Raw genomic sequence first — 19,978 nt, forward strand, 5'->3', positions numbered from 1 at the left:
TAAGTATGCTTCCATACTAACTAGTTTTTCTGAAACATGAAAATGCTGGAAAAAAGTAATAAAGGTCTTAATTTAGCTTCCATACTAACTAGTTTTTCTGAAACTGAAACTCTAAAGATAAGATTTGATGAAACATATGACCAAGACTTCCATACTAACTAGTTTTTCTGAAACTGAGGCTATTTTACGCAGATGATTTGTGCCTTTGTCGATCACTTCCATACTAACTAGTTTTTCTGAAACTAAAGTATTTCTCATTTGAGGAATACTAATTTTTATTTTTTCTTCCATACTAACTAGTTTTTCTGAAACTGAAAAAGAGTATAGACTAACTAATGTCTTTGAAAAGTCATTCGCTTCCATACTAACTAGTTTTTCTGAAACAAAGGAAAAAAAAGAAGTAAGTAATTACTTCATTTTTGAAAAACTTCCATACTAACTAGTTTTTCTGAAACTAAAATAAAATATTATGAATGCTTGATAACTAACTGGAAAAACTTCCATACTAACTAGTTTTTCTGAAACGATAAAGAAAATATTGTAGATTTGTATAATCTTAAAGAAATCTTCCATACTAACTAGTTTTTCTGAAACGTGAAAAAAGGGGTGTGAGAAAAGTATGAAATTGTTAGAAAACTTCCATACTAACTAGTTTTTCTGAAACTTTTTCCTTGTCCTCCGGGTGTGGTGGCCCGGGGCTGATGCTTCCATACTAACTAGTTTTTCTGAAACAGGTGATAAAATGATTATAAATGACAATGAATATAAATATTTACTTCCATACTAACTAGTTTTTCTGAAACAAAGAGAGTAAAAGTATTCTTTATTTATGACAAATTTTTTAGCTTCCATACTAACTAGTTTTTCTGAAACTAGCAGACACACTTAACATAGTAATGACATATATTGAACTTCCATACTAACTAGTTTTTCTGAAACATGTATGAACTTATGATTACTGTAAGATGGAAATGGGACCTTCCATACTAACTAGTTTTTCTGAAACAATAGAATAAAAGCAGTAGAAAACGAAATAACTACATTGATGACTTCCATACTAACTAGTTTTTCTGAAACTAAAATATGAATTATACGGTATTAAAGAAACACTGACTTCCATACTAACTAGTTTTTCTGAAACAAAAATGAAAAAGAAATGCTTAAAGCATACTATGATTATCTTCCATACTAACTAGTTTTTCTGAAACCCAGTAATTCCGTTTACAAGAATAAAGTCAGAATCTTTAGCACTTCCATACTAACTAGTTTTTCTGAAACTTAAAATGGAAAATGAGAATAAATTTAATTTTGACGAATATACTTCCATACTAACTAGTTTTTCTGAAACGGAAAAGAAATAGAAAAAGTGAAAGAAATAGAAAAATTCTTCCATACTAACTAGTTTTTCTGAAACAGAACGATGATAACGATTGAAGACATAGAACTTAAAATAACTTCCATACTAACTAGTTTTTCTGAAACCGATTGCGATTTAAGAGAATTTGATTTCAATAAAAAGACTTCCATACTAACTAGTTTTTCTGAAACCTCCAGAAAATCTGGAGGAGGCAATAAGGGTAGCAGTGGAGAACTTCCATACTAACTAGTTTTTCTGAAACAGAGGTAGAAAAATGGGAAGTGATGAGAATGGAAGAAGTCTTCCATACTATCTAGTTTTTCTGAAACTGTATAGTGTTGATTTTTTGGATTTCTACGATTTAATGAGTTCTTCCATACTAACTAGTTTTTCTGAAACGAATTTTTGCTCCTCTCGTGCTGGTAATGTTAATAACTACTTCCATACTAACTAGTTTTTCTGAAACAACACAATTCATGATAATACACACTGCAAACATAGAGATGTCTTCCATACTAACTAGTTTTTCTGAAACTGGATTGTGAATTAGTTTTTTATCAAAATGAGTGTTTTATACTTCCATACTAACTAGTTTTTCTGAAACAAAATATTAATAAATTTTTATTTTTCTTTAAAATTTAGCTTCCATACTAACTAGTTTTTCTGAAACGAGGGCTAATGAGTATAGTGATATGAGTTATATTCCAGACTTCCATACTAACTAGTTTTTCTGAAACTTGAAAAATATTAATAAATTTTTATTTTTCTTTAAAATTTAGACTTCCATACTAACTAGTTTTTCTGAAACTCATTTGGAATCACAAATGAATATATTATGATTTCTTCATTCACATAGGGGTTTGATAAAATATTTGTGTTACATTATTTTTATTTTACAAATAAAAATTAAAATCAGTTTAAGACTTAGTTTTTTTCTAATTTTTCAAAGCATTGACCGGTCAACCTATTTTTTAACATCAGTTTATATACCCAAGCGGGCACCTCAAATTATATTATTTACATCCTGGTCTTGGTCACCCATCTTTACTCTCTCTATGTAACTGTTACTTTTAAGTTGGTATATGAGAACCTTATCTTTGTCTTTTATTATTTTCTTTAATCCTTTTTTAAGGTTTTCAAGTGTGGATTCCCGTATTTCACCTTCAAATACTGAATTTTGTATCCAGATTAGATATCTTTTCAGATACTTATTTACTTTTGAAACTCTTTCAACTTCAACATCATATACAAGTATTACGTAAATTAGTCCCAGCTCCTTATAGATCTATATTTTTCTTCACCATTTATGTGTTTCATAAGTTTAACACACTCACTTCTTATAAGATTATCATAATTTGTATACACTTTCCCTAACTTTATAGATGTATTCAGTTTGCTGTCATATTCACCTAAGAAAATCTTTCTTCCACGTTCATTAAGATATACCCCTCCATTCTCTTTCTTAAAATAAGAATCATCAACCATATTATTATTTAGAATCTTAGCTATTATTCTTTCAACTATCATTGGCTTAAAAACATCCGCTATATCAAGGGCAAGAGAAAAGGACCTGTCCGATGGTTCGTGAAGAAAACTGATTGCTGGATTCAGTCCAGTAGTCATTATTTTAGTAAGTACTGTAGAATAAAGGAGAGCGTTTCCAAATGATATCATAGCATTGAGAGGGTCTTTAGGTGGATGAAATTCCCTTTTAAAGGATTCCTGATTTTTAAAAATTTTTGGAAAAGCAGAATAGTATTCACTCCAAATATTACCCTCTACACCAAGTATTGAACTTATTGTGTCCTCTTTTACCTTATATGAATTTATCCGATCAATTGTTTTATCCAGAATTCCATCTTTATTATAGTATCTGAGATTTCTCAATATTCCACTCCTAATCCCCATAACCATCTCTGCTGCAATTTTAAGTCTTTCTGAAGAATTCATATAACATGCTGCCTGTTTTACCGTAAAATTACCAATCTCATTTCTTCCGGCGGGAATAAGAGATGACATATAGCCCCCAGACTCTCTAATAAAATGGATACATATGTTCAGTTTTGCCAAATAGTCTAGAGCCCATGAAGAGAAACTTACCTTCGCAGTTACTATTATCTGACTTATATTGAGAACGGGAATGGATTGTTTGAATCCATCTCCTTTGAAATAAAGGGTGTTCCCCTCCCTCTCTATTGAGCCATTCTTAGATATATAGAAGTCATACATTTTTACCTTAGGTAATCAAGAATGATATTACCCAGATCAGTTGGGTATGTCCTGTTCTTGTCATATGTTATCAATCCAGAACTCTGGTATGCAGACAATTTAGCCTTTGTAAAATCTTCATCATCTAAAGATATTCCCATCAAAAGTTTTTTTAAGATATTTCTTTCGTCCTGTGGCATCATGACAACTGGAACCTTTAAAAAATTGAGTACATCTGGGTCCGGGTAGAACAGGCTATCTAACAACTCCCTCCTGCTATTGTACTCTGAGACCAGATCTATTGTTTTATCTAAGTTTTCGAACCGGGTCAAAGTGAACTTCTCCCTTTCCCAGAATTCATTAAAATTTGAAATATTTCTGTCTATGACATTATACACCTCAGAAATACCTAGAACTCCCGCATATATTGATAGTGCGATTGTTTGTATTTTTCTTCCTCCTGTGACATTCAGATAGAATTTATCAACTTTATATTTATCCCTCTCATCTTTCATTGAATCTATAACAAGTTTAATGAACATTTTTAAGTCCTCATCATTTCCTATATCCTCTGTTTTTGTCTCCTTTAACTGCACTCTTACGTCATTATAATTTGCAACCAGAGAGGCTTTTGCTATTTTTGCCCCAGTCAATACAGAACTGTTTTTGGTGTGTATTATTATGACATCTCTTAAATCAGGGTCAGCATTTCTTAGATATCTGTAAAGCTCAGTAACGATCATTGGAGATGTACCTATTGGATTAATCACGCATGACTTCATTTATTCCTCTACCCTCTTCAAAATATAATCTAATTCCTTCAAATCCTTCATCTGACCTTCACCCATATTTTTTACTTTAAATATCCCTAATTTGGTTTTCATCATTGTGTTTCTCCCCTTAACATAAAAGTTAATCATCCAGTTTGTTTTTTGAAAATCTTGTTCCTGCCAAGCTGAATCATAATATCTATTTGTTTTTAATGATCTTATTCTTGGAAGTTTAAGATTGTACATATTCTTGACTGATACAAAACCTGAAAGTGACAATCCTTTTCCAAATCCCAAAGCTATATAACTTTTCTCCTCTGTTTCTCCGAGATAATAATTTTTTTGATATTTCATTTGGTTTTGCTCTATTATAATTCTTGAATTTTCAGTAACAATATCAAAAATCCTCTCTTCATACATATTTCTGTTGTTGGAATTATTGTAATTTATCCCAAGATCTAATAAAATCTCTGTCAGCTCAGGGCTCAAATTTTTGGGGAGATTTAAATTCACCTCTCCATAGAATTTTCCTGATTGGACAATTGGAAGAAACGTCCTAGGGCCTTTTGGGTCCCTCTTTACACTGTCAATCTTTATACTGTAATCAAGTGCTGGGTAAAAATCAGAAACCTGAATATTTTGCATCAACAGTTTTAATTTTTCTTCAGTCATCTTAATAAATTGATCTTTTTCACCTTCTAAATTTATGGTTTTAGCAGATGAATTTTTGCTATGCAACTTAATGAACTCAAGATATAACATCCTTCTCAGAAGACCTTTAACAGTTGATCCTGGTATGTACGGAACAAATTCTTTGTATTTTTCTCTAAATACGATTATATTTATATAATCATCAAATTCATAAGCTCTTGTAAAATCTCTCCCTTTTTCAATCTTTGGAAATAACTTGTGTTCAGAGGCTTTATTTTTTCGGTTAAAATTTTGTATTTGGTTCCACATCCTTAAATATTCATCCTTTGGCTCAGAATTATCTCTATTACCTTTATTTTTATCAGTCATTTTTCTCTTTATCTTAATAAAGTTTTCAAATATTTTGTTCTGCTCATCGATTTCCCCTCTGGACAGTTTAGCAGAAAAAGAAGAAGTGTCTATTCTGTAAAGAACATTGTCTTCCTCAAGAAGTTCCAATATTGAAAACTTTTCTCCACTCTTAATTATAAATGGTGTTACACATTCCAATTCCCATATCATTAATCTACGCACCCCTCAGCTTTATAATAATTGGATGAAATGTCAATATTCTTTTTTGCTCTTTTAAAAATATATTTCTTCCCATTAATTTATCCTTCAAATAGAGAAGCGAACCACTCTTAAAGAACCTTAGCTTTGGTAATGCTGCCTTTCCACTCGATATCCCAGTAAACGAACCAATTGTATAATAAGACTTATCCAAATCTATATTTTCAAGATCTTTTTCTTCCGGTAAAAATTCTGACAATAGAAGATAATAACCTTCCCCTCTAAATCCTGTCTCCTCTTGAGACTTGAACTCCTGAAATCTGAACCAGCCCTTTCCTCTGCTTACGAAAGCTGAAATACCTGAGTCCTGAAGATAATTCATGGAATCGCCAAAATAATCCTTATCAAATTCTGCCACAATACAAACAGGATCGTATGAGAGAACTCTTTTGCCATTTAAGTCCCTGAACATCATATTCCCGAAAACTTTTAGCTCCCTTACATAAACTCTTGGGGTCTCATCAATAAGTGAAACCGCGTACTCAGTGAAATCTTGATTCCAAGATCTTTTATTCTCATCCATGGAATTTTCATTTTCATCCGGTTTTAGTATTTTCGTGGCATCATCCTGGCTGATTCCCTCCTTCAGAAAAATGTCAAGAACATCCCTTATTTTACAAATTGTGCTGTAGGATATCTTCTTCTTTCTCTCCTTTGCTAATTTTATTCTCTCTTCCCTGTTCTTATTTCTCGGAAAAATGTATGGAATTGGTGGAACAGGAAATAATATTGATTTTTCTTCCATATCAAACGGAAGAGGATTAGAAACTCCGAATCTGCCTGCAGCTATCTCCTTCTCTATCTCTTTTGATTTGTCAGGATAGATCTTGAATAATGCAGAAATCATTGCACCTGATATCTTAATGCTGTCCAGGTTGTTGTATGGGCTAGAGAAGAAGAGTTTATAATTATGTTCCATTTGATCACGGTTTCTCCTTTTTTATGTAATACTCAGGCCCTCTTTCTTCAATATCATACTCAATTTTTACCTTTCCATAGCCCCTTGTTCCATTACCGCCTAGGTAGTTTTGCTCCAGTAACTTAAAGCCATCTTCTAGGGTTTTTTTCATTCTGCTTTCATCATCATTATCATAAATGGTCAATATACATTCAAAGTCAAACTCGGTGAAAGGCCTAACCCGCTCTATAAATCTTGGATCAGCTTTCATATCTTCTTTTATCCTGTTTTCTGATTTTATCTCTGTAAGATCAAGATCATATTGCTTCACAAAAAGAGAAATTGTGTTTTCAGAGGGAAAAGAATCTCTGAATATAACTCTCGATGTTTTTATTCCCTCCTTTTCACTAGTACCAAAGATCTCATTTATCATCTTTTTGTTTTCATTCTCATCCTTAGTTGGAACATAGCTGCTCAGCAGTTTCCTGATCTTTCCTTTTAATGAACTTCCAGGTATATATGGTACCTCTAATTTCCTCCCATTTTCCCATATTATTGTTTTGGCAACAGAATTGTCTGTTCCACCTATTTTTACAGTTTCATTACCTCCTCCAATATGCAAACCTGTCAACACTTTTATCTTTCCGCTATACACTATATTTTTCTTAAAAACCATATTATCTGACATTTCCTTATCCCCCATTTATTATTTCACCTTCTTTGAATAAGCAATAATTGCCTCCATCACATTCTTGAATGAATGCAGAGATTTTATAGCATTATCACCGTTTTGTTCTGTTATGATCTGAACTGCTTTATCTATGAGATTTAAAAACTTGTTATCCACCAGTTTTCTTGCATTTGCATATCTTACTATTGGAACCAGTCTGATCAGATCATTTATTGAATCTTCACCTTTTGATGCCCTTTCCTCAATTGACACTATCTGGTCATAAAAACGGCGAAGCTGGTTCATTGTGGAATCGTTTGCCTCGTCTCTGCAATAAGTTCTCTTTATCAAACCTTCAATACCGAATATCTGGTACTTACTTTTGTAATCTATATCTTTCTCCTGCCTTATGTAATCAAATATCTTCCTTTCATCTTCTACATTTGTGGTGGAGACACTCTCCCTTTTATAATTTCTTTCATCTCTCATATTCATTCCTATATCACCTCTTTCTCACATCCCATTGTAATGGGATAAACCAAATCCCTTTTCTTATCATTCTCACAAATCCTTTTAAAATAAATTTCTTTATTCTTCATTCTGCATTGCCTCCTGTCTTTTTTTCATTATTGCCCAGGTAGTTGGATACCTTATGAACCTAAACACATCCTCCTTCACTAGCTCTCTTAAAAATTCCTGCTTCTTTTTCTCATCTCCTTTCCAGTTTCTCTCAATATAGTAGTAAAGATGGTGATCCGGGAAAAAGATCTCAGAACCTTTTGAAGGTCTCATCAAATATGGATTTTTTTCGTCCAATTTCAAAAGCAGTTGTAGAAAAGCTATTCCTAAATGCCCTGACTGGATGTCTGTGACATTTTTCAGTTCCTTAGCAAATTCGTACATTTTTTCTGAAAAGATTGAGTTCTTCATCGTAATTCCAAATACAGTTATGGAATCCTTGCCACTCATCTTTGACATTTCCATGGCATCTTCCGCAATGTCTATTCCCCTTCGTATTGGGAATTTCGCATGAGTAGTTGCAATTCCAGCACTTAAAGTGATCTCATCATTTTCAAACCATTTTTTAAATTCAGTAAGCAATCTTTTGGAAAAATCAACCACATCCAGCAGTGATCCCAGAGCTGAAACGTCATCGCCACCCGAATATACAAGATATACGTTTGAATCCTTTGCAATAATATTAATTCCCTGAGTGAAAAATGTTGTAGTCTGCCTCGAGAATGCTGCATATGCAGGCATTGTAAGTTTTGGGAAGCCCTCTGATATTAACGTTCCCATATTATCGAGATCTGCCTTGTAAATTCCCATGTAAAAATATTCCCTTTTATTTTTTCCTTTGCCGATCCTCAACATATCCTCAAAGGTTTTTAAATTACCATTGTTCATTGGGGCAAAATTTCCTGTGAGGAATATTTCCCATGGTACCCCATAGTCAGTTATCCTATCGGGCAAGCCGTTCAGGTACATTATCCGCAAGGTATTTTCAGTATCAATTGTATTTCTATCGTCGAGCACAAATGAATATATCCTTTCTCCAAAATTGAATGAAATATCCCCTCCAGAACCATTAATCATTGCTATTTGTACATCAGTTTTCATGATTTTCTGGCCTATTAATTCCTCTGTATGACACTCTTCGCATTTTTCATCCTCCTTTTTTGGGTTAAGACCACAGGACCAGCAAGGATCAGTTATTTCTCCACCAAAAAATTCTTGATATTGTGACTGAATCAAATCGGAGAATGGGGCACGCTTAACTCTGTTCAGTTTTTCCATAAGGCTGTCCAAAAATTTTCTAAAATCTCTGTCATCAATTTCTAGTTCTCCATCATTTTCGTTTCTTTCATTTTTCACCGCAGGTATTATCTCATAGTTGCCAACTTCCCACTCAATTGCACACCATATTCCTCTGTCATGGGAAATAAAAAATCTGTTCACCTCCCTTCTTATTTCCTTGAGTTTTTTCTCATTCTCATCCGAATAGGGTGCCATTATAAGTGAACCATCAGAATTCAGCCACATTACATTAATATCCAAGAGATTAAGTTCGTCCACAATGTACTGGACTATTGCCCTCGTTGTCAGGCTGACTCTCAGGCTTCTACCCCTAATTCTCCTTGTCCCTTTATCATCTGCCTGCTCTGATCTGAAATATTTAAAGATGTAGTTCTGAATCCCTGAAAGGTCAGTCTTTATAAGAATAAATTTATCATTGTTGCTTAGTTTTGATCTATACTTGCACATTGCAATAGCCGCCGTTACCTTCAGATGATCATAAAGTGGAATGTTTGGTTTCGAATAGTAAAATGCAGATGGTATGTAGGAGGTTGTGTTCCTCAGAATTGAATTCACGGAATTTATAAAATTTTCAAATTTATCTGTATTTAGTTTTGAAATTTCTTTCAACGTCTGTACATCAATAGAGCGATAGTCTGTTGATAAGTTTCTTCCATAGTTTATAGGGTCTTTAAGAACTTCTGCCTCTGTTGCAATAGGAAAAGTCCTAATAGTGTCTTTTCCTGGCTTTTGTTCAAGTGATAGATATGTAGATATTTTGGTCAGTTTTGGCCCATTATTCTGTATCTGACCATCCCTATCCTCCCTTTCGTGTGCTGCAGATTTTCGGTCTGAATCTTTTAATATTTCAAGTAGCTCCTTGTCTTTCTCATTAAGGTCATCCAGTCCATATTGGTCATGATGATGTTTAACCAGTTTTGAAACACGATTAATATAATTTTTATTTGGATTACTTTTCATTATCTCCTGAACCATATCATAGCCATGTTCAGCGTGTTTTTTTCCATTGTCATGTCTGACTCTTATCTTACCAATATCATGAAGAAGGGATGCCAAAATGAGAACCTTTTCATCTTCACTTATTTCCATTCTATTCTCCCCTTATGGGGTTTATAAAGCCAAACCCTAGGCTATTTTTCTCACCAATGCCACAATCCATTATGAAACGATAAAAATCCATATCAATTCTTCTCCCCTGTGTTACACCAAGTTTTTCCCATAAACTGCCAATGATGTAGAAATCGCCGCCTCTGTGTTCAATTTTAATAGAAACTTCTTTCTTGAGCTTTATGAAATCAAATATTGGTCCTTCTGCAAATCTTGGATTTTTCCCTGAAAACTGATTGTATTTTTTTATGGCATTTTCCTTCAATCTCTGTATGAAGAATGATAAACTGTCCCCATCCCTAATGGAGAAGAATAGATTTTTTTTATTATCCTTATACAACACCACGGGACTTCCACTTATGAACATTCTCCCAAATGGAGTAAGGCGGATTATCTTCACAGAATTTAATTTCATTTTTCCCTTTCCAATATAAATTTCATCATCCTCCACAAAACTCTTTGCAAGCAGACCTATCAGATTATCATCTGGTGATGAAATAATCAACTTCTTAATATCTCCCTTTTTCATTGGTCCAGATGGAAAAACATCACTAAAAGAAAAAAAACGAAACCTGTTGCCCTTATGATATTCTAAATTCCCCTGACTATTGAGCCTTCCGTATATTAGAGATTGTATGTAATGTTTGTTGAATGAATCCTCAGTTATTTCGTTCTCCTTCGTGGAAAATTGAAGGACGAGGCGGCTCATTGATATTTAACCTTTTCAGATTAATAAATTTTTCTGAGTTATATTAAGCAACCTTAAAATGTACCACATTGGATTAAATTAATATAAATTTATTCCTTAAAAATTACTAAAAATATTGATTAAAAATTATTTCATATTTTTTAATATCGGTTCTCTTTTATGTAAAAAGATCCAGAATTCTCTCCTTTTCGATATTATATTCAAGAGTCCCATCTCTTTTAATTTTTATGTACTCTGATTGAAAACCAGCATGGGCGATCATGATTCTTCGATCTGGTACATTATGAATTACATTTTGATTATTATTCTTCAAAAAATCTTTGTAAAACAAAAAGTCCTCATTCCCAAAATTTGCTTCTTTATAAGCTTTATCAAGCTTGTATATTTCGTAGTCTATGAGTGCACTCCCAATTTCTGAAATTTTCCTGTAAATTTTTTTGGAATCATATTTCATGCTTTCTATGTTTTTTTCTGGTTTGACAATATTAATAACTGCTTTTACCAGAAGAAAGCTGTATACATGTATATAATAAATTGAAACTTGTTTTTCAATTAAATTATTTTCTATGCATACTCCTTTTATCCACAATTCCCTTAGGTTATCGCTGGTAAGTTTCTTAAAGGATGTTTCAGCCACAAGGTACTCAAGGACTAGTGGCAATGGAAAATAAATTGCTGTTATAATTTTTTTTACTATTTCAGTATACTCGAAGTTAATTTTTTTAAAAATTTCCTTATCTGGATTTTCATTCTTGTCAAATCTTATCAAGTTTCTAGATTCTTCTTTTATTTTCATGTACGGGAGATCTATTTTTGACTTTTTTGTCTTGTATACTTCAAAAATTTCATATTCCTGACTCTTTTTTTCAGGTGAATATGGTTCGGAGTTGTAATATTTTATCTCTATGAAATCTCTATCTTTAATTTTTATAAGCTCCACATCTGTGATCATTTCACATAGACTTACAGTCATAGATGTTAAGAAATTAATTCCATGGGAAAGATCAAGTGAAATTTCTTCTACTTCTTCACCAATATCACTTATTATCTTTTCAATTTCAAGAAGTCCAAGAGACAGATAATCTTCTGGTTTACCTTTGAAAATAACTCTTCCACCTGGGGAACCAAAGGTTGGCAACACGCATACATGAGCATTTTCTATTCCTACAATTTTCAATGAATTTTCTATGAAATCCTTTATTGACAATTGAATCGATTCATAATCTTTAAAGCTGGTTTGTCTTTTTTTCAAAATGGTTGTTACATATGCCTCATTCAAAGGTGAATTTGGGTTTTCGTTCAGATCAATCAGGCTCTCAAGGGCAAGTATGATTATGTGATCATATTTCTTGTTGAGGACCTTAAGGCTTGTTATGGAGTTTTCACTTATCTCCCCATTTTTATCCCTCAGAATGTATTTTACTTTTCTCCAACCAAGAGGATTTCCCCAAGGGGCAATCAGAATTTTCATTATAAAAAATTATTTTTAAAGTATAATAACATTTCTGTGATAAATATAATGATATCTATTAAAAAATTTATATTTACATATTATTCAGATAAATAATATTTTTATGCGAAGATTTTTTATTTCAAGATTTTCCAGTAAATAATTTTAAAGACTCATACTGTAGCTTCGGTTCTAATCTCTCCATTATAATAAGGACCTGGGCCCTCTTATCCTTATAGCTTCTTGGGAACCTTTTCGAAATCTTCTTTTGATTCAATAGTATCGGACGACTTAGTTCAACAAGTGTCGTTTAATAATATCCTTGATATCTGATGGTCTGAAAGACACATCATATTCCCATTTTCCAAATCTACCATCTGAATTAACTGCGTCAATCCATTCTCTGAGAGCTGCTCTTTTAGTTCTGTTTTTTTCATCATCCACTCCTTTAACTTCCAGTACCAACGTCTTACCATTTCTCAGTTTGATTAGGAAATCAGGATAAAAACTGTGAATAACGCCATTATAGAGATAACTTATAACGAAACCCAAGTGATCATTCTTGGCCCAGCTTACTACTGCATCGTTATTGTCTAACTCATATGATTCTGAGGCTTCCCAAGCACTGTCATAAACAACATGACTTATGTGTGATTTCTTAGTAATTTCGCATGGTCTGCTTGTATACCATGTAACCATACTTCCGGTTGATTTTATGGGCATCTCCTTATCAAAAACTGGGACTAGTTTTTCTGCATTCTCAGCTCGGATAACACTAAAAATGTGCTGAACTATCTTGTTAAGGTTCAACATAATAAGGAGTCTCCTCTTGAGGTCTTCTCTGTAGGATTCACTCTGAATTACTAGTTTATCAGAATCCAAAAATGATTCGACAATTCTTATTAACTGTGCTATCAAATACTCCTTACTACCAGGCCAAGATGGTTTCATTTGATCGAATACATCCCTAGCTGCCTCGAAAATCAATTTCTGTTTTCTTAAACTGGTAAGTAATTTTTCGACCTGTTCGTCCGAAAGATCTATTATTTTCATTTTCTTCGTAACGTCAGGTTTTCCTTCAATTATCTGTGCTAGTTCAGCTTTAAGTGGTGTATCCTCCGGATTGAGTTGTAATTCCTCTATCTTGTTGAGATCGACTTTTAATTTTGGAGTATAGGTATGATTAATTCTCAAAACATTTGGCCAAGTGATTTCGAACTCTTTTTTGTTTTCATCAACATGAATCCTCGTTTTAGGGGTGGGGGGAGGTGGAGGTACACCGCCTTCGATTCCTACGCCTTCTCCTTCATGGGGCAAAAATGTGAATGGCACTCCAAATACATTGACATACTCAGGTTCGAAGAGTCCTGTTTCTTGATTTATGTCATAGGAACAACGTCTTAATCCTCTTCCCACTACTTGTTCACATAGTAATTGGCTGGTAAAAGCTCTTAATCCCATTATATGTGTAACAGTCTTTGCATCCCAACCCTCTGAAAGCATGCCTACAGAGATAACATGCTGTATCTGTTCACCAGGTTTTCCCTTTTGACCTACAGTGTCAACTTTTTCTCGTAGCTCTTCTGCGATCGTTTTCTTGGGAGTTCCATTGACAACAGACTCGGCCTCATTGAGCAGCTTTGTATCTATTTGCAGAGTGGCATCTGGATTTTGCAGTTCCTTTATTCTTATCTTCCCCCTATCTAATGAAAATTTAACCCTTGCAGCTGTCTCAGTCCTATTGCATACTGTAATCATCACTGGAGGGGTTTCCGCGTGATTGTTTCTCCACAAATTCAGAGTTTCAACCCAGTCCTTTCCTAAGAAGTAGTATGCCTTTGTCACCAGATCTGGAAGAGGTTCTTCTTTGTTTGAGGCACGATTTATATTTGCTTTAACTTCTGGATCGGAGTATATATGATAAAACTTTGATTTCATTGTCTTTGCATTAGGATTCCCATCATCCCTGACAACAACTCTTGGTGTCTTTACCAAACCTGATTCAATAGCTTCGTTTAGGCCGAAATCGCTCACTATCCAATCAAAAAGAGATCCTTCCATTACCTTCTTTCCCGATGGGAAGAATGGAGTTGCTGTGAAGTCAAAGCACCGGAGAATTTTTCTTACTTTGTTTATTCTATCTAGCCCACCTACCCATACCGTGCCTACCTTGGCACTATCCTCAAGGTCTCCTCGCCTCTTATACTTTCCAAAAGCCTCTGGATTGACTCTCCAGGCATGATGTGCCTCGTCATTTATAACTATAATATTCTTTGCATCTTTCAGTTCTCCAAGCACTTCTCTGGCATAAGCCTCATCACTTTTTTCACCACGCTTGTCTACACTCTTCTTTTTTTTAACCTTATCTTCCTTATCCCACTCCAGAAGACGCCAATTTATTATTTTCACTCTACCAGTTCTGAGCTTATCATACATCCCTGGTGGAATTAAATCAAATTCCTGATAATAGTTGCTGCCCTCAGAAGAAAATGGATTTAAGACCTGGAGTCTGTTTCTGACAGTGAGTCCTGGTGAGATAACTAATATATCCTTGGAGAACCTAGTATCCTGCCTGTAGGTTACCTTATTTATAATCTGCCAGGCAATCAGCATTGCCATAACAACAGTCTTTCCAGTTCCAGTTGCCATCTTTGAACACAAACGCTCTATGTTTCCTCCATCACCCTTTAGCTTTATCCCCTGCTTCTCAGTATCTGGTGTTTCTATAAACCATATGAGCGTCTCGATTGCCTCAAGCTGACAGAAGAATAACTTTCTATCTCTATCTGGCCTTTTCCAATAATCAAGCAACTCTTTGGTGACCTTCGTAACGCCAGGGTATCCGTCATCTCTCCACTTGTCGACGCGCCCCCTTATCTTATTAACCTCTGGTAGTTCGACGAAGAACCCTGGATCGTCGAAGTTATCTGAGTGTTCCGATGCTTTTATATAACCAGCTGGGCGTCTTCCTTCAATCAGCTCGAATTTTCTTTCACTTCGATCGTATCTGAGATGTTTGTTAGGTTTCTCATAGGGGTTGTTGATTATAAGATGTTGTAATTTCTTGTCATCACTCATTATTCCACCTTCATAACTCTGAGCGATTCAATTCCGCGGTCATCAATAATCTTTACTGCAATCTTTCTGTTTTTTCCTACTCTGAATGGTAAAGATTGATTGCCTGCATATTTGGAGATAAGGTCTTCGTCAATATAAGCACGAAGAGCCTTAGAGAGCTTATTCCAGCCTCCACTCTGATCTTCAAGTGGGAAAAACACCTGCCTAGGATAAAGACTTCTACCATTGTAATCAGTGTCCAACTCCCACATAGCTATGTTTGACGAAATTCCAGACTTTATTTCTCCACTTCTTACATCATAGTAGTCGAACCCATTTACTGTTACTATATACTTGTCTCCTTGCTTTTTTAAATCTATGTCAGGTCTTCCGATATGCCAGAATGATGATTCATCGTTGACTCTCTTTTTCTTTAGATCATCGGTAAGAAGATCGGTGTTCATTTGGCATTTAATCACCGTGACACCAGGCCATTTCAGCTCATCAATATCCTTGGCTGCCTCTGGATCAAACTGGAACGAGGCAAATATAACCATTTTTGGTTTTGGAACTAGCTGCTGTGCCTCTTCTATTGCTAGCTCAACTTGTCTCCGTTCTAATGGTGCATAGGCAGGCCCAAATGATATAACGGCGTTTTGTCCATCACTTGTTTCTCCTTCTGCCTGAAGCCATTTTGTACCTTGCATTGGTTCTATACGGGAGAATTTAATATTCTGGCCACCTTTTGCCCTTATTCCTGTCTTACTTAATTCGTCAATCCAATCACTTTGTCTTACCGTCTCACCAGATCTTGCAATTGTATTATCTGGTTCTTGGGTACTTAAATTTTCTTCAACTTCTTCCAGATTAACTACACGCTGTGATGGAACTGCTTCTACCGTAAAAGGGCCAGTAACTCTCTTCTTAGTGCGGTCAATTATGGGTTTGTCGTAAAGAATCTCCTCCTTTGGTGGTTCGTCGTTTGCTATTGATTGAAGTGTAATGTGTGGCACTGTTTCGTATTTGAAACCACTGGAGATTCCGTCATCAGGATAAGCAAGTTCATAATAGTCAAATATCGATGTCATTAATCTCTGTTTTGCTAATGTAATGGCTACCCTGGAGGTGTCACAAGTAATCCACCTTCGACCCCATTTCTCAGCTACGAAAGCGGTTGTTCCTGATCCGCATGTTGGATCAAATACCAAGTCACCAGGATCAGTAGTCATCAACATACATCTTTGAATTATTTTTTCAGAGGTTTGTACTACAAATATCTTATTTAGCTCTGCTATAACATCCATCCATACGTTGTTTAGAACATAGTATGGAAAATCTGTCCAAAATTGTCTATACAATCTATTATGTTTGTCTCCTTCAATGAATCTGCGTTTCTCAACAATTTTATTAAGTCCATTTAAATCAGTTAACCATCCAAAACCTGAGGGAGGCCTATAAATGCGCCCATTTAGTTCGAACTTGAAGTTATTGTTTGGGACTCTTCTGGAAATAATAGGTGCTGATCTGTATATCATATCCCTGTGTGAGTTAACAAAGGATATATTCTGACATTCTTCAGGTTTTAACTTTCGATCTTTGCCATCTTCGAATATATATTTATATTCTTCTAATACATCCTCACTTAGGTTTTTTTGTACAAAAAGTTCATTATACTTCATAAACGCCCTATTTTTAGCATACCAAATTATAAAGTCCCCCATGGAAGTTAAAAGAGTTCCCTGCTGTGAGTTTACCTTAGTTTTATAAATTATTATCTTGACAAAATTATCGGAACCAAAAATTTCATCTAGTAATTCTCGGACATGATGTAAGTTTTCCTCGCTTATTTGAACAAAAATACTCCCACTTTCATTTAACAAGTCTCTTGCCAATAGAAATCTATTCCTTAGATACGTAAGATAAGAGTGAATTCCAAGTTCCCATGTGTCCCGGAAAGCTTTGATCATTTCAGGCTCCTGAGTAAGGTCTTCTTCTTTACCATCTTTAACATCTCTCTTATTAACAAATGGCTGGAAATTTGAACCATACTTTATGCCGTAAGGGGGGTCAATATATATCATCTGAACCTTTCCAGCCATACCCTCCTTTTCCAAAAGAGAATTCATAACTATTAGCGAATCACCAGCAATCAATCTGTTGGACCAGCCCTCAGAATGCTTGTAGAACTCTATTGCCTCCCTAATAGACAGGTTGTTCTCTGGCTCATCGAAATAATAAAATAATGTTCTTTGAGAATCTGGCTCCTTATTTCTAACTGCATCAATTATTGTCAATGGATCGATTCTTTCATGAACGTGTAAAGACACAGTATCTACATCAAAGCTAATTCCTTCTGACTTTCCTGCCCATTGCAGTTCTGGATCCAAATGTGGATCAAATTTGTAAGTCTTCTTACCATTAATTGGATCAGTCTTAGCTGAAACCAGCCCAGTCTGTGGTATATTTAGGCGTTTCTCTTGTTCAAATGTGTATTGCTTTAAATTGTCCTCATCTTTCTTCACTTTATCCTTTCTAGGCATTTAACCACCTCATGATATATTTTAAACATGCGCTTTACACTACAGCCTCTTTCTTAGTTCCGAAGATACTATCGATTCATTTGATAATAATATTTGTGACTCCATTGTATAGTATCTGCCAATCTTTTTCTTTATTAAGGTGATTAATCCAAAGTTCTGTAAATAGTTTACGCTTTGAAAGAATGTTGATTTACTCATTCCTTTGAGAAGTATGTTGTTTTTATTGGATACTTCTGCGTAAGCCTTATTAGTATCCTGATTCTTTATAAGCGATGCAACTATAAATAGATCCCTGTCTCTAGGATTTTTCAAGGTTTCATCTTTAAAATATTTGTGGGCCTGGATTAAGGCGTTCCTAACATTTTCATCGCTCCACTTATTGTTCCAGCCAATTATTTCCAGTGCTTATTTTCGAATTCTGGCATCTCTCCTGTAGTCCCTTACTAACATATTAGAAAATAGACTCCTTGCTGTAAATATAAAGGCATTCCCCTGCCTTCATATCTAGTATCTTTTTGATCTCATTTGTTGAGTATCCTTGGAATACTATATGATAGGGCTGAAGCGAGCTCTAAACGCTTTCGTCGTTCATATCCTTGTAGTCGTTTTTTAATTGATATACAATTGTTGCACCATTTTCTGCAATAACGTATAAATTAGGAATAGCATAAAAATTTTATAAATATGGCATTTGATGGCAATCCGGTTTATAATGGATAAAAGAAATACTATTTATAAGATATAAAAAATCCCTGCTTTACGGCCTTCTCAAACTTATATTCCCCTTTAAAAAGATATATTAATATCTACAATTTTGTCTTCCTTATATCGGTAAAAAAAGAAAGAAATAAGGAAAATAAGAAGTAAAGGATAGAACTCAACAGTGTTATAATAATCAAATTTGAGGGATCAGGATTAAACTTCAACAAAAGAGGTAAAGAAGTAAATTTGGCAGCAATCAGTATTACAGATAGGTCAATGTATAACACCATTAACAGTCCTAAAACTAGCAGAATAAATTTAGCACTCCTTATTTCTATCTTCATCAGACCCCCCATGGAATATTAATATTCAGGTGCATTTACCATACCCCAACCAAAATAGCTAAAGTCTATGTTAATTCCCTGAAAATCACCTTCAGCATTCATGAATTTAATATATGAGGCCCCCAGAGCAAGTATCAGAGCAATTACAGCTTCCATTAAACCCCCTACAACTATTACTCCAACAATAGCAGCAAAAAATTCTGATATTGCAACTCCTGCACTAAGTAGAGCTGTAAGTTCAATTGTTTGCTGTTGATTGAATGGTATTGCAATACCAAGCCATCCTCTCGAAATTTCAATATCTCTCTCCAATGAAGTTTTATATTTTTGCCTACCCTGTATACTTTTTAAAGTAAAACTGTATGTGGATTTCAAGTATGTAGATACTATGGGAAAAATTTTTACACTAGTTAAAAACCCATTTTCCTTTATCAGTGTATAAATTGCTGAATGAATCTGACCGTTTGCAATAACAATAATTCCTATAGCGTATTCGTTTGTGCTGATGCCGTTAAATCTTTTAAATTGAAATGAAACATCCATGCCGTGAATCTCAATACTTTTTGAAAATGAAATGGTCTGTTTAAGATCGTAGGAACCAGCTAAGTTTGTTAAGGCACTCTCCATCTCTATCACAGAAATGTCAGTTTTGTAAATACCTTGGATATTACACTGTTCATCAGAAGTATATCCAAGCATATCAACATCACCACTTGAAAATGCCAGAGACATCAAAATTAGAGACAAAAGCTATAGCAACATATAGTTTAAATTTATTATTCATAGAAATATAACTACAAAATATATATAAACTTTATTTTATTTATAAAAAAAATTGCAACGTAGTTTATTTTTTTATAAGCAAAACTAACATTAATGATAGATTATGAAAGAAATTTTGTTAAATATGAAGGAATGCATAAACGTTCATCTAGGCACAAATAAATATGGATCTCTTTAACATTCTGGGGGTAACCTCAATCCTCCTGCCACCAGATATATGATCGTATCCCTGTACTCCTGTGCCTTGAACCCATATGAACGCTTGAATGCAGTACGGATCTTGTTGTTCAATCCTTCAACAACAG

At 34.3% G+C, this 19,978-nt stretch carries 14 protein-coding genes, 1 pseudogene and 1 CRISPR repeat array (1 of these 16 only partly in view); all 15 genes and pseudogenes read right to left on the reverse strand.

Annotated features, from left to right (window positions below; translation table 11 throughout):
• Nucleotides 1-2,165: a CRISPR direct-repeat array (repeat unit 28 nt; unit sequence CTTCCATACTAACTAGTTTTTCTGAAAC); it begins 1,569 nt to the left of the window's first position.
• Between the two features lie 195 nt (nt 2,166-2,360).
• Nucleotides 2,361-2,642 (reverse strand): CRISPR-associated endonuclease Cas2, encoded by a 282-nt coding sequence (gene cas2 / locus ACNF4Z_RS03240; protein ID WP_458327826.1) that lies wholly within the window; start codon nt 2,640-2,642, stop codon nt 2,361-2,363.
• A complete protein-coding gene (gene cas1b / locus ACNF4Z_RS03245) occupies nt 2,621-3,586 on the reverse strand; it encodes a type I-B CRISPR-associated endonuclease Cas1b (RefSeq protein WP_458327808.1) in 966 nt (321 codons plus the stop codon). Before cas1b ends, cas2 begins: the two co-directional genes overlap by 22 nt.
• Nucleotides 3,587-3,588: 2 nt before the next feature.
• A complete protein-coding gene (locus ACNF4Z_RS03250) occupies nt 3,589-4,347 on the reverse strand; it encodes a CRISPR-associated protein Csx14 (protein WP_458327809.1) in 759 nt (252 codons plus the stop codon).
• On the reverse strand, nt 4,348-5,547 hold the full coding sequence (locus tag ACNF4Z_RS03255) for an RAMP superfamily CRISPR-associated protein (protein WP_458327810.1): 1,200 nt from the start codon (nt 5,545-5,547) through the stop codon (nt 4,348-4,350).
• Nucleotides 5,548-5,551: 4 nt separating this feature from the next.
• Entirely contained in the window at nt 5,552-6,514 is a 963-nt protein-coding gene (locus tag ACNF4Z_RS03260; RefSeq protein ID WP_458327811.1) for a hypothetical protein, read from the reverse strand.
• Nucleotides 6,515-6,518: 4 nt separating this feature from the next.
• On the reverse strand, nt 6,519-7,196 hold the full coding sequence (gene csm3, locus ACNF4Z_RS03265) for a type III-A CRISPR-associated RAMP protein Csm3 (RefSeq protein ID WP_458327812.1): 678 nt from the start codon (nt 7,194-7,196) through the stop codon (nt 6,519-6,521).
• A 3-nt stretch (nt 7,197-7,199) separates the two neighbouring features.
• Nucleotides 7,200-7,652: a type III-A CRISPR-associated protein Csm2 gene (gene csm2, locus ACNF4Z_RS03270; protein WP_458327813.1), complete on the reverse strand. Its 453-nt coding sequence runs from the start codon at nt 7,650-7,652 to the stop codon at nt 7,200-7,202.
• A gap of 99 nt (nt 7,653-7,751) precedes the next feature.
• Nucleotides 7,752-10,070 (reverse strand): type III-A CRISPR-associated protein Cas10/Csm1, encoded by a 2,319-nt coding sequence (gene cas10, locus ACNF4Z_RS03275; RefSeq protein ID WP_458327814.1) that lies wholly within the window; start codon nt 10,068-10,070, stop codon nt 7,752-7,754.
• A 1-nt stretch (nt 10,071) separates the two neighbouring features.
• On the reverse strand, nt 10,072-10,797 hold the full coding sequence (gene cas6, locus ACNF4Z_RS03280; RefSeq protein ID WP_458327815.1) for a CRISPR-associated endoribonuclease Cas6: 726 nt from the start codon (nt 10,795-10,797) through the stop codon (nt 10,072-10,074).
• Nucleotides 10,798-10,954: 157 nt separating this feature from the next.
• Complete coding sequence (gene csx1 / locus ACNF4Z_RS03285) at nt 10,955-12,268, reverse strand: CRISPR-associated CARF protein Csx1 (protein WP_458327816.1); 1,314 nt, start codon at nt 12,266-12,268, stop codon at nt 10,955-10,957.
• A gap of 270 nt (nt 12,269-12,538) precedes the next feature.
• Nucleotides 12,539-15,325 (reverse strand): DEAD/DEAH box helicase family protein, encoded by a 2,787-nt coding sequence (locus tag ACNF4Z_RS03290; protein ID WP_458327817.1) that lies wholly within the window; start codon nt 15,323-15,325, stop codon nt 12,539-12,541.
• Nucleotides 15,325-17,844, reverse strand: a complete 2,520-nt coding sequence (locus ACNF4Z_RS03295; protein WP_458327818.1) for a site-specific DNA-methyltransferase — start codon at nt 17,842-17,844, stop codon at nt 15,325-15,327. Before ACNF4Z_RS03295 ends, ACNF4Z_RS03290 begins: the two co-directional genes overlap by 1 nt.
• 39 nt (nt 17,845-17,883) lie before the next feature.
• Entirely contained in the window at nt 17,884-18,156 is a 273-nt protein-coding gene (locus ACNF4Z_RS03300) for a hypothetical protein (protein ID WP_458327819.1), read from the reverse strand.
• A gap of 752 nt (nt 18,157-18,908) precedes the next feature.
• On the reverse strand, nt 18,909-19,622 hold the full coding sequence (locus ACNF4Z_RS03305) for a hypothetical protein (RefSeq protein ID WP_458327820.1): 714 nt from the start codon (nt 19,620-19,622) through the stop codon (nt 18,909-18,911).
• Nucleotides 19,623-19,847: 225 nt separating this feature from the next.
• A pseudogene (locus ACNF4Z_RS03310) lies at nt 19,848-19,978 on the reverse strand (ISL3 family transposase); the annotation flags it as partial.

It is taken from the genome of Caldiplasma sukawensis, assembly GCF_052315375.1.
GTDB lineage: Archaea > Thermoplasmatota > Thermoplasmata > Thermoplasmatales > Thermoplasmataceae > Cuniculiplasma.